Origin of the sequence: Pseudomonas sp. EL_65y_Pfl2_R96 (assembly GCF_963970905.1) — a bacterium.
Taxonomy (GTDB): domain Bacteria; phylum Pseudomonadota; class Gammaproteobacteria; order Pseudomonadales; family Pseudomonadaceae; genus Aquipseudomonas.
The window spans coordinates 41,790-57,120 of sequence record NZ_CAXAQH010000004.1 but is presented as its reverse complement, the minus strand read 5'-3'; the positions used below and the strand labels follow the sequence as shown (position 1 = coordinate 57,120).

At 58.7% G+C, this 15,331-nt stretch carries 15 protein-coding genes and 1 riboswitch; of the genes, 7 read left to right on the top strand and 8 right to left on the bottom strand.

The features are described from left to right. Positions 1-32 precede the first annotated feature (32 nt). Complete coding sequence (locus AACY49_RS06125) at positions 33-962, bottom strand: YncE family protein (protein WP_258698678.1); 930 nt, start codon at positions 960-962, stop codon at positions 33-35. A gap of 276 nt (positions 963-1,238) precedes the next feature. Here AACY49_RS06125 and AACY49_RS06120 point away from each other — a divergent pair, with 276 nt between their 5' ends. Both AACY49_RS06120 and AACY49_RS06115 read left to right on the top strand, forming a co-directional pair. Next, the gene (locus AACY49_RS06120; RefSeq protein WP_258698679.1) at positions 1,239-1,790 is read left to right on the top strand and encodes a cytochrome b; all 552 of its coding nucleotides are present in this window, start codon (positions 1,239-1,241) and stop codon (positions 1,788-1,790) included. A gap of 32 nt (positions 1,791-1,822) precedes the next feature. After that, on the top strand, positions 1,823-2,416 hold the full coding sequence (locus tag AACY49_RS06115; RefSeq protein ID WP_223485361.1) for a YceI family protein: 594 nt from the start codon (positions 1,823-1,825) through the stop codon (positions 2,414-2,416). 253 nt (positions 2,417-2,669) lie between these two features. Here AACY49_RS06115 and AACY49_RS06110 read toward each other — a convergent pair whose 3' ends face one another. The 4 genes from AACY49_RS06110 to ahcY form a co-directional block, all read right to left on the bottom strand. Further along, positions 2,670-4,535 (bottom strand): DEAD/DEAH box helicase, encoded by a 1,866-nt coding sequence (locus AACY49_RS06110; RefSeq protein WP_320393049.1) that lies wholly within the window; start codon positions 4,533-4,535, stop codon positions 2,670-2,672. Between the two features lie 223 nt (positions 4,536-4,758). After that, positions 4,759-5,574 (bottom strand): substrate-binding periplasmic protein, encoded by an 816-nt coding sequence (locus AACY49_RS06105; RefSeq protein WP_258698681.1) that lies wholly within the window; start codon positions 5,572-5,574, stop codon positions 4,759-4,761. 169 nt (positions 5,575-5,743) lie between these two features. Continuing rightward, on the bottom strand, positions 5,744-6,589 hold the full coding sequence (metF, locus tag AACY49_RS06100) for a methylenetetrahydrofolate reductase [NAD(P)H] (RefSeq protein ID WP_258698682.1): 846 nt from the start codon (positions 6,587-6,589) through the stop codon (positions 5,744-5,746). A gap of 161 nt (positions 6,590-6,750) precedes the next feature. Further along, on the bottom strand, positions 6,751-8,160 hold the full coding sequence (ahcY, locus tag AACY49_RS06095; protein WP_258698683.1) for an adenosylhomocysteinase: 1,410 nt from the start codon (positions 8,158-8,160) through the stop codon (positions 6,751-6,753). A 23-nt stretch (positions 8,161-8,183) separates the two neighbouring features. Further along, positions 8,184-8,282: riboswitch (S-adenosyl-L-homocysteine riboswitch) on the bottom strand. A gap of 198 nt (positions 8,283-8,480) precedes the next feature. Between ahcY and AACY49_RS06090 the strand changes: the two genes are divergently transcribed. Continuing rightward, entirely contained in the window at positions 8,481-8,885 is a 405-nt protein-coding gene (locus AACY49_RS06090) for an acyl-CoA thioesterase (protein ID WP_320393051.1), read from the top strand. A 203-nt stretch (positions 8,886-9,088) separates the two neighbouring features. Beyond that, complete coding sequence (locus AACY49_RS06085; RefSeq protein WP_258698684.1) at positions 9,089-9,976, top strand: formate/nitrite transporter family protein; 888 nt, start codon at positions 9,089-9,091, stop codon at positions 9,974-9,976. A gap of 137 nt (positions 9,977-10,113) precedes the next feature. Here the strand turns inward: AACY49_RS06085 and AACY49_RS06080 are convergent, their stop codons facing one another. Next, positions 10,114-11,283, bottom strand: a complete 1,170-nt coding sequence (locus AACY49_RS06080) for an MFS transporter (protein ID WP_258698685.1) — start codon at positions 11,281-11,283, stop codon at positions 10,114-10,116. Between the two features lie 295 nt (positions 11,284-11,578). On the opposite strand from AACY49_RS06080, the gene AACY49_RS06075 reads away from it, so the two are divergent. Both AACY49_RS06075 and AACY49_RS06070 read left to right on the top strand, forming a co-directional pair. Then, entirely contained in the window at positions 11,579-12,412 is an 834-nt protein-coding gene (locus AACY49_RS06075) for an EamA family transporter (RefSeq protein WP_258698686.1), read from the top strand. Between the two features lie 50 nt (positions 12,413-12,462). Then, a complete protein-coding gene (locus AACY49_RS06070) occupies positions 12,463-12,849 on the top strand; it encodes an MAPEG family protein (RefSeq protein ID WP_339522363.1) in 387 nt (128 codons plus the stop codon). Positions 12,850-12,965: 116 nt separating this feature from the next. On the opposite strand, the gene mltA is transcribed toward AACY49_RS06070, so the two are convergent. Beyond that, a complete protein-coding gene (mltA, locus tag AACY49_RS06065) occupies positions 12,966-14,150 on the bottom strand; it encodes a murein transglycosylase A (RefSeq protein ID WP_258698688.1) in 1,185 nt (394 codons plus the stop codon). Between the two features lie 128 nt (positions 14,151-14,278). Here mltA and AACY49_RS06060 point away from each other — a divergent pair, with 128 nt between their 5' ends. Beyond that, positions 14,279-14,728, top strand: coding sequence for a c-type cytochrome (locus tag AACY49_RS06060; RefSeq protein WP_258698689.1), 450 nt, complete (start codon positions 14,279-14,281; stop codon positions 14,726-14,728). A gap of 130 nt (positions 14,729-14,858) precedes the next feature. Here AACY49_RS06060 and AACY49_RS06055 read toward each other — a convergent pair whose 3' ends face one another. Next, positions 14,859-15,254, bottom strand: a complete 396-nt coding sequence (locus tag AACY49_RS06055) for a DUF1090 domain-containing protein (RefSeq protein WP_258698690.1) — start codon at positions 15,252-15,254, stop codon at positions 14,859-14,861. Positions 15,255-15,331 lie beyond the last annotated feature (77 nt).

Below are 15,331 nucleotides of genomic sequence, written 5' to 3'. Positions count from 1 at the left end.
ATGCCGTGTTTTTTGCTGATTGTGCTTTGACGCTAAGCGAGATCGACAATATGTACTTCGTCGCTTTGGTAGTCGCTGATATAGGCACGGTTGTGTTGATCAAGCACCATGTCATACGGTTCGAAGGCACCTGGGATGGGAATCCTGCGAGCAATCTCATGCGTGGTGGTACTCACTTCCACGACCTCTTTGTTGGTTTGATCAACGGCATAAGCGTGTTTTTCGCCGAACACTATTTTCCCTTCGCACGTCACAAAATCGAAATGCCGGGTGGTCAATGACCGAGCGTCCAGCACGGTCAGTTTTCGAGCGTCCAGACCCACGATATACACTTCCTTGCCATCGGGGCTGACGTTAACCGCTGACGGATATTGTTCGGTGTTGATGATGCCGATGACTTCGAAAGTCTTGCTGCTGATGACCGTGAGTGCGTCCTGATAAGGGCCGGCTGGGGCGTTGGTACTGGAAATATAAAGACGCGAATCGTCCTGGCTGACATCCACACTTATGGATGGCGAGGGTAATCCTCGCACTCTGCTCACCGCATAAGTGCGGGTGTCAATAATGGCTAGCCATTCTTTATCCTGTCGAACAGTGACGTAAACATGCTTCCCGTCTCGGCTCACGACGACTGCGCAAGGGTGCCTCCCCACCGTGAGGTTTCCTACCGCGTATGTTTCGGTATCAATAACCGAAACCGAACTTGAACCATAGTTGGTCACGTAAGCTCTTTTCCCCCCATGGCCAAGGGCGATGCTTCGGGGGTAACGCTCGACGGCGATAGTGCGGATTACCTTTTTGTTCCGGGTGTCGATGACTGACACATTGCCTGAAATGTAATTGCAAGCAAAAACCCGTGATCCATCATCGCTGATGGCGATCCCTCGCGGTCCTTCCCCTACAGGTATCGAATTGGGTTGGCTGTGTGTTATCACGGAAGATGAACTCGAATTGTGATGCATGATAGAACTCCTGTTCAGACGCTCGTACTCGAATTCAAGTTCATCAATGACCAGTAATGGAAGCTACTGTCGGATATGACAGTTCTGACGAGTGATATCGGCTTTTAAATGAAGATAAGGAGGGTGCCTGAAGGTTTTTTTATCCGGTTAACACTCTCTTAACCTCTCGGCCCCAAGGTCTTGATCGTATTTTTCGATATTTCAAAGCAAAATTTTCCGCTTTAAATCGATAGATAACTCGATAGTCTTGGGCGCAGTTCTTACAGGATTTGGGCAATGCAGCTACGTAACTCTTCTTCCCGCTACGGTTGGGTCAGCATCTTTATGCACTGGGGTGTGGCGCTGGCAGTCTTCGGCCTGTTCGCGTTGGGGTTGTGGATGGTCGGTCTCGACTACTACAGCACGTGGCGCAAAGACGCGCCGGATCTGCACAAGAGCATTGGTCTGGTGTTACTGGCCGTCATGTTGCTGCGAGCGTTGTGGCGCTTCATCAGCCCACCGCCGCCACTCCTGCCAAACTATAGCCGCCTGACGCGCCTTGGCGCCAAGCTTGGCCATTCCTTCCTCTATCTCAGTCTGTTCGCTGTGATGATTGCCGGTTACCTGATTTCCACCGCAGACGGTGTTGGGATTCCGGTGTTCGGACTGTTTGAAGTACCTGCGCTGGTTTCCGGACTACCGGACCAGGCAGACACCGCTGGTGTGATCCATTTGTACCTGGCTTGGGTGTTGGTAATTTTTTCCGGCCTCCATGCGTTGGCAGCATTGAAACACCACTTTATCGATCGTGATGCGACCCTGACGCGAATGCTGGGACGCAAAGCCTGATATTCAATCTCGACTCCTAAGGAATAGAAAGTATGTTGAAAAAGACGCTCGCTGCTCTGGCAATCGGTTCTGCTCTGCTGTCGGCTAACGTGATGGCGGCCGATTACGTGGTCGACAAAGAAGGCCAGCACGCCTTCGTTGATTTCAAGATCAGCCACCTGGGCTACAGCTACATTACCGGTACCTTCAAAGATATCGACGGTAAGTTCAGTTTCGACGCCGCCAAGCCTGAAGACAGCAAAATCGAGTTCAATGTACGCACCGCCAGCGTGTTCACCAACCACGCCGAACGTGACAAGCATATCGCCAGTGCTGACTTCCTGAACGTGGGCAAATTCGCCGACGCCAAGTTCGTCTCCACCAGCGTCAAATCCACCGGTAAAAACGCCGCTGGTAAAGACACTGCGGACGTGACCGGCAACCTGACTATCCTCGGCGTGACCAAGCCCGTTGTAGTCAAGGCTACCTTCCTGGGTGAAGGCAAGGATCCATGGGGCGGCTACCGTGCCGGTTTCGAAGGCACCACCAGCATCAAGCGTTCCGATTTCGGCAAGCAGAAAGACCTGGGCCCAGCGTCCGACGCGGTTGAGCTGTACGTGACGTTTGAAGGTGTCAAAGCGAAATAAATTTCGCTGCTTGAACAAAAAAACGCCCCTGATCGCGAGATCCGGGGCGTTTTTTATGGTCTGCCAGAATCCATACGGACGGTACCGAGCCACTGTGGGAGCGGGCTTGCCCGCGATGGCGGTGGGTCAGTCAATATCAATGTTTGCTGGACGGACGTCATCGCGGGCAAGCCCGCTCTCACAGGGTTCTTCGCCAGCATAAAAAATGCCCCTGATCTTGCGATCCGGGGCATTTTTCATGACTTTGAAAAACTCAGCGGTTGCGGGTCAGCAACGCTGGTTTTTCGCCGCGCGGACGGCCTGGCAGTTGATCCAGTTGCTCGGGTGTCGGGAAGCGATCGCTTTTCGACTCCTTGTGAATGATCTTCGGTGCCGGGCCCCGCGGGTTCTGCACGGCCGGTTCCGAACGAGGCTGGTCGTCACGGGCCGGGCGGCGGTTGCGGGACTCTTCGCGACGGGCCTGGCCATCACGTGGAGCACCGTTGCGTGGGCCGCTGCGCTTGGCCGGCGGGGTGCCGGTGGTTGCGCCGCTGCTGTTGCGCGGACCGTTCTGACGGCCTTGTGGCTGGCCGGTGCGTGGAGCACCCGCGCCTGCGCCTTGTGCCGGTGCGCCCGGACGGCGGCCACGGCCCTGAGCCGGTTTGGCTTGAGGTACGTAGTCGACGCGATTACCGAAGTTATCGATGTCGTCGTCCAGGAACTCGTCCGGAGCACGGTCAGCGGCGACGCGAGGGGCTGGACGCTGTTGTTCGCGGGCCGGAGTGCCTTCGCGTGGTTTGTGTTCACGGGCCGGGCGATCGCCACGGCCAGTGGCAGCAGGTTTTTCCTTGCCGCCCTTGTCCTTGCCTTTGTCTTTACGACCGCCACCACCACCGCTGCCATTCGGACCATCGCCGCGCGGGCCACGTGGGTTGCGCGGGTTACGCACATCCGGACGCTCGCGAACTTCCGGTTTCTCTGCTTCCACGGCGTTGGAATCGAAGCCCATCAGGTCGCCATCGGCGATTTTCTGCTTGGTCATGCGCTCGATGCTTTTGAGCAGCTTCTCTTCGTCCGGAGCCACCAGCGAGATCGCCTCGCCCGAACGACCGGCACGGCCGGTACGACCGATACGGTGCACGTAATCTTCGTCGACGTTCGGCAATTCGAAGTTGACCACGTGGGGCAGTTGGTCGATGTCCAGGCCGCGAGCGGCGATGTCGGTGGCGACCAGGATGCGTACTTCACCGGCCTTGAAGTCGGCCAGGGCTTTGGTGCGGGCGTTCTGGCTCTTGTTACCGTGGATCGCGACGGCGGTGAGGCCGTGTTTGTCCAGGTACTCGGCCAGGCGGTTGGCGCCGTGCTTGGTGCGGGTGAATACCAGCACCTGTTCCCAGGCGCCGGCAGTGATCAGGTGCGCCAGCAACGAACGCTTGTGGCTGGCGGCCAGACGGAATACGCGTTGTTCGATCCGCTCGACCGTGGTGTTCGGTGGCGTGACTTCGATGCGTTCCGGGTTGTGCAGCAGCTTGCCGGCAAGATCAGTGATGTCTTTGGAGAAGGTCGCCGAGAACAGCAGGTTCTGCCGTTTGGCCGGGAGGCGGGCGAGAACCTTTTTCACGTCATGGACAAAGCCCATGTCGAGCATGCGGTCGGCTTCATCCAGCACGAGGATTTCCACGTGGGACAGGTCGACGCTGCCTTGGCCGGCGAGGTCGAGCAGGCGACCGGGACAGGCTACCAGCACGTCGACACCGCGGGACATGGCCTGAACTTGTGGGTTCATGCCGACGCCGCCGAAGATGCAGGCGCTGACGAACTTCAGGTCACGGGCATAGACCTTGAAGCTTTCGTGTACCTGGGCCGCGAGTTCGCGGGTTGGGGTCAGGACCAGTACGCGGGGTTGGCGCGGACCGTGACGCTGGGATTTGTCCGGGTGACCGTTGGGAAACAACCGCTCCAGAATCGGAAGGGCGAAGCCGCCGGTTTTACCAGTACCTGTCTGAGCCGCAACCATCAGGTCGCGACCTTGCAACACGGCGGGAATGGCCCGCTGTTGCACCGGAGTAGGCTCGGTATAGCCCGCTGCCTCGATGGCGCGGACTAAAGCCTCGGAGAGACCGAGGGAAGCAAAGGACATGAGTAATCCTGTTTTAGTTAGGGCTTGGCCCAATGGGAGTCTTGCCTGGCGCGAATGGCGTTTAAGAGGACGCAATCCCGTCCGGTCCTGCTGGGCCTCGAAGGCTCGTCTGGAGCGCTCGCGCGGGCTGGTAAAGCTGCGCTGTAGCGGGATCGAGATGCCTTGAACAAGTCCGAGCGTCCGGGCGTGAGCCTGGCGGGAAGGCCGGAGTATAACAGAGCAATCACTGTGCGCCGCTTTCCTGCTGCTCAACGGTTTTTCCGCCGGTTGCGGTGGCGTGGGCGGCCCGTGCTTCAATGGCCGGGCCGGCGCCATAGCGGGCGCTCAGTTCGGCATAGGCCGGCTCGCGCTTGAAGCGTTTGAGCTCGGCACCGAAACGCTGCACCAACAAATCCATCCCGGCACTATGGCGTACCGCCAGATACTGGCTTTGCTGGCTGATGACGGTCGGGTTTTCGGTGATCTTGTCGCGGATGTTCAGTTGATCGAGCAAATACTGGCCGACCCGGCGATCGGTGATCAACAGGTCGATTCGTCCGCGCACCAGTTTGCCGAAATTGGCTTCATGGGTGGGCGCCGGTTCCCGGGTGAACAGCGTCGACTCGCTGAAATCCTTGCTGTACAGGTAGCCTGGCGAGGTGCCGATGGTCAGGCCTTTCAGGTCGTCCAGCGTGCGGAACGGAAACGGTCGTTCGTTGGCGTAGAACATCACGAACTCGACTTGCGAGAGCGGTTCGCTGGGGTAGAGCAGGGTCGCGTCGCGTTCATCGCTGTGGAAAATATCCAGTGCACCATCCGCCTGGCCTTGCTCAAGCATCGACAGGCAGCGTTTCCACGGCAGGAACTGCCATTCCACGTCGATCCCGAGGCGTTTGAAGACGATAGCGGTGGTGTCGTAGTCGAGCCCCAGAGCCGTACCGTTTTCCTCATACACGTAAGGCGCCCAGGGTTCGGTGACAATACGCAACTTCTCGCCCCGAGCGGTGAAGCTCAGGCAAGTGAACAGAAACACGGTCAGTAACTGAGCGATCAGGGGCATGGCTTGAGATTACGACGAGAAATCATAAAGAGCCAGAAACCGGATCCAGAAGCTCTGGTTCGGACCTTAAAAGCAAAAGATCGCAGCCTTCGGCAGCTCCTACAGAGGTGCGTATTCCCATGTAGGAGCTGCCGAAGGCTGCGATCTCTTGATCTTGCTTTAACAACTATTAACGCGGCAACTTCAGGTTATTCCACACCGCCAGGCTCGGCTCAGCCTGGTTCAACGTGTAGAAATGCAGCCCGGGTGCGCCACCTTGCAACAGACGTTCGCACATCTCGGTGACGACTTGCTCACCAAAGCCTTGAATGCTCTGGGTGTCGTCGCCGTAGGCTTCCAGTTGCTTGCGGATCCAGCGCGGGATTTCCGCACCGCAGGCGTCGGAGAAACGCGCCAGTTTGCTGTAGTTGGTGATCGGCATGATCCCCGGCACGATCGGGATGTTCACGCCCTTCGCCCGTACACGCTCGACGAAGTAGAAATAGCTGTCGGCGTTGAAGAAGTACTGGGTGATCGCACTGTCAGCGCCGGCGTTGGCCTTGCGCACGAAGTTGTTGAGGTCGTCTTCGAAATTGCGCGCTTGCGGATGCATTTCCGGGTAAGCGGCGATTTCGATGTGGAAATGATCGCCGGTCTCTTCACGAATGAATTCAACCAGGTCGTTGGCGTGACGCATCTCGCCGCTGGCCATGCCCATGCCCGAGGGCAGGTCACCGCGAAGCGCAACGATACGGTTGATGCCGGCTGCCTTGTACTGGCTCAGCAGGCCGCGCAGGTCGTCCTTGCTGTCGCCCACGCAAGACAGATGCGGCGCGGCAGGGACTTTGATTTCGCTTTCCAGCTGCAACACGGTGTTGAGGGTGCGATCACGGGTCGAACCGCCGGCGCCGTAGGTGCAGGAGAAGAAGTCGGGATTGTAGGTCGCCAGATGACGGGCAGTGGCGATCAGTTTTTCATGCCCGGCATCGGTCTTCGTAGGGAAGAACTCGAAGCTGTAGCGACGTTCTTGGGACATGGTCATATCCTTGGAAACACGTAAGCCTGGAAGACGTGCACATCCCAATGTGGGAGGGGACTTGCTCGCGAAAGCGGTGGGTCAGACGACATTAATGTTGAATGATAAACCGCCTTCGCGAGCAAGCCCGCTCCCACAGGGAGAGCAGGCGGCAGGACCGATCAGTAGCGGTAAGCGTGCGGCTTGAACGGGCCTTCGACGGTCACGCCGATGTAGTCGGCCTGGGTCTTGGTCAGTTGAGTCACAACGCCGCCGAAACCGCGGACCATTTCCAGGGCCACTTCTTCGTCGAGTTTCTTCGGCAGTACTTCAACGGTCAGGCGCTCGGCCTTCTGGGCCGGCGACAGGTCGGCGTACTTCTGGCCGAACAGGAAGATCTGTGCCAGAACCTGGTTGGCGAACGAACCGTCCATGATGCGGCTTGGGTGGCCGGTGGCGTTGCCCAGGTTAACCAGACGGCCTTCGGCCAGCAGGATCAGGTAGTCGTCGTTCTGAGCGTCGAAAGCGCCCGGGCCGGTACGGTGAATCTTGTGAACCTGTGGCTTCACTTCTTCCCATGCCCAGTTCTTGCGCATGAAAGCGGTGTCGATTTCGTTGTCGAAGTGGCCGATGTTGCAGACAACAGCGCGCTTCTTCAGGGCTTTGAGCATGTTTGCGTCGCAAACATTGACGTTACCGGTGGTGGTCACGATCAGGTCGATCTTGCCCAGCAGCGCTTTGTCGATGCTCGCTTCGGTACCGTTGTTGATACCGTCGATGAACGGCGAAACCAGTTCGAAACCGTCCATGCAGGCTTGCATGGCGCAGATCGGGTCGACTTCGGACACTTTAACGATCATGCCTTCCTGACGCAGGGACTGGGCCGAGCCCTTGCCCACGTCACCGTAACCGATGACCAGCGCTTGCTTGCCGGACAGCAGGTGGTCGGTGCCGCGCTTGATCGCGTCGTTCAGGCTGTGACGGCAGCCGTACTTGTTGTCGTTCTTGCTCTTGGTCACCGAGTCGTTGACGTTGATGGCCGGGATTTTCAGCTCGCCCTTGGCCAGCATGTCCAGCAGGCGGTGAACGCCAGTGGTGGTTTCTTCGGTGACGCCGTGGACGCGGTCCAGGATTGCCGGGTATTTCTTGTGCAGCAGCTCGGTCAGGTCGCCGCCGTCGTCGAGGATCATGTTGGCATCCCAAGGCGCGCCATCTTTGAGGATGGTTTGCTCCAGGCACCACTCGTACTCTTCTTCAGTCTCACCTTTCCAGGCGAAAACCGGGATGCCGGCAGCAGCGATAGCGGCAGCGGCCTGGTCTTGAGTCGAGAAAATGTTGCAGGACGACCAACGCACTTCGGCACCCAGGGCAACCAGGGTTTCGATCAGCACGGCAGTCTGAATGGTCATGTGGATGCAGCCGAGAATCTTCGCGCCTTTGAGCGGTTGCTCGGCGGAGTACTTGCGGCGCAGACCCATCAGGGCTGGCATTTCGGATTCGGCGATGATGGTTTCGCGACGGCCCCAGGCAGCCAGGGACATGTCGGCGACTTTGTAATCGTTAAAATCTACAGGCGTGATAACAGCGCTCATGAAGAGCCTCCATTCGTAATGTATGCGAATGGGCGCCGTTGTGCGTTTAGTGTCTGGCCGTGGCCAGTCAACGCCCCATCCGAGCCTGACAGGTTGAACCTGCTGCAGCGCCCCTCGGACAGGTGGCGGGAAAACGGTAGCAAGTGAACATTACCGTTTTGAAACGGGGGCGATTATAGCGGGCTATGCTGATCTTCCAAAGCCTTTCTGTTGGTCAATGTCTGAACGGTAATCGAGACCATAGTCGATGCTTAATAGAGCCCTGGTCCGGGCTCTGCCATGATGGCCGGCATCAATCGGCAAGACGGTCAGGAGTGAATATGAATTTCCACACCCGAAAATGGGTTAAACCCGAAGACCTCAACCCCAACGGCACGTTGTTCGGTGGCAGTCTGTTGCGCTGGATCGACGAAGAAGCGGCGATCTACGCCATCGTCCAGCTGGGTAATCAGCGCGTGGTCACCAAGTACATTTCCGAAATCAACTTTGTCAGCGCTTCGCGCCAGGGCGACATTATCGAGTTGGGCATCACCGCCACCGAGTTCGGTCGTACCTCGATCACCCTGACCTGCGAAGTGCGCAACAAGATCACCCGCAAGAGCATCCTGACGGTGGAGAAGATGGTTTTCGTGAATCTGGGCGAAGACGGACTGCCCACGCCGCATGGCCGGACCGAGATCAGGTACGTCAAAGACCAGTTCAAGGATGACGTCATCGGCGGGTGAAATCGGCGGTGCGGCCTTCGCGAGCAAGCCCGCACACATTTGATCCTCAGTGAACACAGACTTTGTGCACGACAGAGATCCAGTGTGGGAGCGGGCTTGCTCGCTAAAGCGGTCTATCGGTCAGCGATAATTTAACGGACCACTGAACAGCTCCGAACCTGGCGTGTCGTAATTAAACGACACGCCACCGGTTCAGGTGCTTTATGGACACGCCCCAAGACGGCAAGACCCCTGACCTCTCGGCGCAAGAACAGCGCGAGGTCGACAAGAGCCAGCCGCCGCGCGCGGCGGTGCTGCATGAAATCATTCGCACCCAAGGCGATCAGGAACTCGAGCGTAGCGTTGCGGCGCTGTGGTGGTCGGCCCTGGCTGCCGGCCTGACCATGGGTTTGTCGCTGATGGGCATGGGGCTGCTCAATTCGCGTCTGCCGGACGGCGAAGGCTTCAAGGTGATCGCCAGCTTCGGTTACTGCGCAGGTTTTCTCGCGGTGATACTCGCCCGTCAGCAGCTTTTCACCGAGAACACCCTGACCGCTGTGCTGCCGATCATGAGCAAACCTACGCTGGGTAATTTCGGTCGACTGTTACGGCTGTGGACGGTGGTTTTGGCAGGCAACCTCTGCGGCACCTTGCTGGTGGCGTATGTGATGCTGCACCTGCCGATTTTCGACACCAAGACCGATCTGGCTTTCCTCGACATCGGGCGCAAGGTCATGGAGAACGACGCCAGCAAAATGTTCGCCAAAGGCATCATCTCGGGCTGGATGATCGCCACGATGGTCTGGATGATCCCGTCGATGGAGAGCGCCAAGATGTGGATCATCATCCTCATCACCTATTTCATGGCGCTGGGCGATTTCACCCACATCGTGGTCGGATCGGTGGAGGTCTCGTACCTGGTGTTTGCCGGCGAGTTGCCGTGGAAGGACTTCTGGCTGGTGTTCGCAGGTCCCACGCTGGTGGGGAATATCATCGGTGGCAGTTGTATCTTCGCGCTGATCAGCCACGCGCAGATTCGCAGTGAAAGCGGACCGCCGAAGACATCTGCGCAGCGGGCTCGGGAACCCGAACCGCAGAAGATCAAAAAATGAAGGGTAAAGTGCCTGATGCCGGTGCGAAACCTGTGGGAGCGGCCTTGCTCGCGAAGGCGGTGTGTCAGGCGACATCAATCTTGACTGTGCCACCGTCTTCGCGAGCAAGCCCGCCCACCTGTATTGCGCCTTGGCTTTTACCCGGACACATTGACTGCGGCGGCACTGCGACGTTGCAGGTAGATGAAGAACAGCGCCGTCAGCACCGTCAACCCGCTGACCAGTGCGCCGGTCCACGGCAAGTCCGCCAGATCTGCGCCACTGGCCACAACCAACCCGCCAATCCACGCCCCGGCTGCGTTGCCGAGATTGAATGCGCTTTGATTCAACGTCGACCCGAGGTTAGGCGCCTCATGGGCCTGATCGATGATCAGCAATTGCAGGATCGGGCACAGCGCGAACGCGAAGATGCCCCACAACACCAGCGTGACCGCCGCCGGTATCACCGAATGGCTGGTCTGGCTGAAGGCCGCCAGCACCACGGCCACGGCCAACGTCATCCCTACCAGTGAAGGCAGCAAACGACTGTCCGCCAATCGACCGCCAAGCATGCTGCCCGCGGTCAAGCCGACGCCGAACAACAGCAACATGATGGTCACGCCATGGGGGCTGACGCCGGTAATGTCTTGCAGGATCGGTGCAATGTAAGTGAACACGCTGAACAGGCTGGTCGACGCCAGTACGCTCATGCCCAGCGCCAGTAGCACGTTGAGCTTGCCCAGCACTTTGAACTCGCTGGCCAGGTTGGCCTTGTCCATGGGGATTTCCTTCGGCAGCCAGACCCACTGCGCAATAGCCGCAATCACGCCAATCACCGACACCGCCCAGAAGGTCGAGCGCCAGCCGGCGTATTGCCCCAGTGCGGTGCCCAATGGCACGCCCAGCACGTTGGCCAAGGTCAGGCCGGTGAACATCATGGCAATCGCCTGGGCTCGTTTGTTCGGCGCCACCAGGCTGGCAGCGACCACTGAGCCGATGCCGAAGAACGCTCCATGGCACAAAGCGGTAATCACCCGTGCGGCCATCAACGTGGCGTAGTTCGGCGCCAGGGCGCAGAGGATGTTGCCGAGAATGAACATCAACGTCATGCCCAACAACGTGGCTTTGCGCGGCATGTTGGCGGTGCCGACCGCGAGGATCGGCGCACCGAACACCACGCCCAGGGCGTAACCGGTGATGAGCAGGCCGGCATGAGGAATACTCACGGCGAGGTCGCGGGCGACATCGGGCAGCAAGCCCATGATGACGAATTCAGTGGTGCCGATGCCGAAGGCGGCAACGGCCAGTGCAAGCAAGGCGAGTGGCATGCGCAAGGTCTCTGTCGGTAGTCTTGACGCTTTGATCAGGCATACGCAGGCCGACGACCGTTCTCGGTGAGAGCGGGCAGTGGCAGGAATTATTGGAATTAATCTGTGCGCAACTGAGTGCGGCGTGGTCGCTTGCAGTATAAACAGCTGCGGACATATGGCGAATCAATTCTGTGCCTTACCCCCCCCCCCGGTAGGAGCTGCCGAAGGCTGCGATATTTTGCTTTTGGAGGATGAAAAGATCGCAGCCTTCGGCAGCTCCTACGGGGGAGGTGGGCAAAACAAGGAGTGTGCTGTGCTTGCGACGGTTCTGGTGTTGGTGGCGGCGCTGTTACACGCGGCGTGGAATACCCTGATCAAGTTCAGCGCGGAGCGGCTGTTGGTGGTGGCCTGCATGGACAGCGTGGCGCTGCTGTTTGTCGCCCTGATGCTGCCCTTCGTAGCGTTGCCACCACTGCAGATGTGGCCTTGGATTCTCGCGTCGGCGGCATTCGAGTTGCTCTATCGCTACCTGCTGATCCAGGCTTATCGGGTCGGCGATCTTGGTTTGGTCTATCCGTTGATGCGTGGTTTGTCGCCGCTGGTGGTGCTGGCACTAACGCTGATCTTCGCCGGGGAAGTGCTGACGTCTCAGCAGATATTCGGCATTTTGCTGATCCCGTTCGGCATGTTGTGCCTGCTCTGGCAGGGCGGTGGCGGGGTACGCCTGCCGTGGTCGATGCTGCCGGTGGTGGCGTTGATCGGGTTGTGCATCGGCTGCTACACCTTCATCGATGGCCAGGCCTTGCGGCGCTGGTCCCATCCGCTGGACTACCTGGTTTGGGTCACCGTGCTCAGCGCCTGGCCATTTCCGTTGTTGGCGCTGGTGCGCAAGCGGCCGGCGTTCATGCTGTTCTGGCGCGAGCAGTGGCGGTTGGGGTTGGCGGTCGGGTTCTGCGTGTTGTTCAGCTACGCTCTGGTGCTGTGGGCCATGCAGCTCGGCTCGATTGCCGAAGCGGCGGCGCTGCGCGAGATCAGCGTGATTCTGGTGGTGCTGTTCGGCATGCGTTACCTCAAAGAACCTTTTGGCAGACCGCGGCTCCTGGCCTGTGGGTTGGTGCTGATCGGCATGTTGGTGATGAAGTATTAGTCGCCCTGATGGGGCTCGATTCTCTATAACTTGGAAGAAGGGACTGCGTTATGACGGTTGCTCTGTGGTGCATTTTGATTGCGATCTTCCTGCCGTATCTATGCACAGGCGTCGCCAAGTTCAGCGGTGGCAAGTTTGGGCTGAAGCAGAATCACGACCCACGGGCGTTTCTGGATTCGCTTGAGGGCGTGGCCAGGCGTGCGCATTCGGCGCAATTGAACAGCTTCGAAGTGACCCCGGCGTTTGCGGCAGCGGTGATCGTCGCGCATCTGGCCGGCAATGCCGAACTGGTAACGATCAATGTGCTGTCGGTGTTGTTTATCACCAGTCGGCTGCTCTACATCATTTGCTATCTGGCGGACTGGGCGATTCTGCGGTCGCTGGTGTGGGCCATTGGCATGGGGCTGATCGTCAGTTTCTTTGTTGTGTCGGTCTGACTACTACTTCGGTGTTTTTACCGACCTCATCGCGGGCAAGCCCGCTCCCACAGGTTATGTGCAATCCCTGTGGGAGCGGTTTTGCCCGCGATTGCTATCTATCAGTCGCCGCAAATTCAAGGGCTGGCTTTAACCGCGTCGGCAACTTGAGGTACTTGTGGCAACGCTGCCCCTTTAGGCCAGAGCATCCAGATCTGCCCCTGCTGTTTCATGTCGCCGGCCAATTGCCCGGCCGCCTCGCCCGTGCCCCAGAACAGATCCGCGCGGACCTCGCCGGCAATCGCGCCGCCAGTATCTTGAGCCGCCACCGGACGCACCAGTGTGCTGCCGTCCGGGCGCGTGGTCGATAACCACAACAGGCTGCCGAGCGGGATCACCTTGCGGTCCACCGCCGCGCTATAACCTGCGGTCAATGGCACATTCAGCGAGCCGCGCGGCCCTTCGTTGCTGTCTGGGTTGCGATTGAAGAACACGTAGCTGGGGTTGCTGCCGAGCAGTTCGGGAATGCGCGTCGGATTCGCCTTGGCCCAGTTATCGATGGCACTCATTGTTACGTCTTCTTTCTTCAACTCTCCCTGATCCACCAGCCAGCGGCCGATGGGTCGATAGGGGTGGCCGTTCTGGTCGGCATAACCGATGCGCAATTGACGGCCATCGTCGAGCTGGATACGCCCTGAGCCCTGGATTTGCAGAAACTGCAGGTTCATCGGGTCGGTCAGCCAGGCAATCACCGGCGCTTTCACGCCTTTGGTTTCAATGGTTGCCGCATCGTCATAAGGTTTGAGCACGCGACCTTCGAGCCGTCCGCGCAGGCGTTTGCCTTTGAGCTCCGGGTAGATACTGTCCAGGGAAACGATGATCATGTCCTCGGGCACGCCGTACACCGGGATGTTGGCTTCCTCGGTTTGAGTCAGGCTGCCGGGATACACCGGTTCGTAGTAACCGGTGATCAACCCGTTGGGATTGTCATTGGCGGCACGCAGACTGTAGACGTCGAGGTTCTGTTTGAGAAAACCGCGGATGTCACTGGCGGTTGTCGGCACGTTGGCGGAAGCCGCGCAGGTGCTGCCCCAGACCGGGTCGGCCTTGAGTCGGGTGCAGGCGCTGCGCCATGAGTCGAAACCGGCGACGAGGTCGTTGTCGGACACTGCCGGAAGCGCTTCCCAGGTGGCGCTGGAGTAGGTCGCCAGTGCGTGGGTTTTCGGTTTGCTGCTGTCGCCACCGGTGCAACCCGCAAGCACGGCCACCATCGGAAGGGTCCAGGCCAGGTTGTGACGCCATGCCTTGAAACGGCTGTTCATGGAGTAATTCCTTTGCTGGTTGCCTGAGTGCTCCATGCGCTCAAACAACCCGCATTGATAATAGGGCTATTGGTCTTTGCCGGTGACGCGAGGATACTGGCGGCCGTTACCAGTGACCTGAAGCCACCATGACTCTTAAAAGACTTTCTGTTGTATTGCTGGCCTGCCTGACCTTGTCCGCCTGCGGTGGTGTCGACCCGAATTCGCCGCTGGGTCAGCGCAAGGCGATCTTCAAGCAGATGCTCAAGACCGGCGAAGACCTGGGCGGCATGTTGCGTGGGCGTATTCCGTTCGATGGCCCGAAATTCGCTGACGGCGCTGTGAAACTCGACACGTTGTCCCGTGAGCCGTGGAAGCATTTTCCGCAAGTGCGCGAAGATGCTCACACCAGCGCCAAGGACGATGTCTGGCAGAAACAGGCCCGCTTCCAGGAAATGGCCCGCACCCTTGAAGGCGCCACCGGTGAATTGGTGATTGCCAGCAAGATTCAGCCCTACAAGGCCAGCAACCTGGGGCCGGCTGTACAGAAGGTCGAAGATGCTTGTAGTGCTTGCCATAAAGAGTTTCGGGATCATTGATTTGCGGCGCTCTGGCTAACGTCTTCGCGAGCAAGCCCGCTCCCACAGGAAATCACCGCACTTGTGGGAGCGGGCTTGCTCGCGAAGGCTGCCCGGAGCATGAAAAAAATCCTTGATCGTTTACCTCTGCTTACTTATCCAACTCATCCAGCGCTTCCTGCAATTCCTTGCGCGATTGAGCCAGTTTGTCTTTGCGCTTGTCGATTTTCTCGGCGTCGCCTTTTTTCATCGCCTTGTCGAGATCGGCCTGACGCCTGCTGACTTCGTGCTTGGCGTCGAGCACCTTGTTTTCCCGTTCCTTCTTCAGGGAGGCGTCGGTGCAATGGGCGGTGACTTCGCTCAGAGCGGTTTCCAGGCCAGCCTGTTGATCGGCGTTACCGCGGGACTTGGCCAGTTCGATCTGGTTGATGATGCCTTGTTTTTTGGCGGCGCAACCGGTCAGGCCAGGGGCCTCTTCGGTGGCCATCAATGGAGCGGCCATCACGCTGCACAGGGCCAGCAAGGCGAGCGGTGAAAGAAGTTTCATAAAAGCTCCAGGTGAAAAAGTCGATGTAGCAATGGGCTGTTTGAGCGCATCGGTACCTTTGGGTTCCCGGGCCAGCG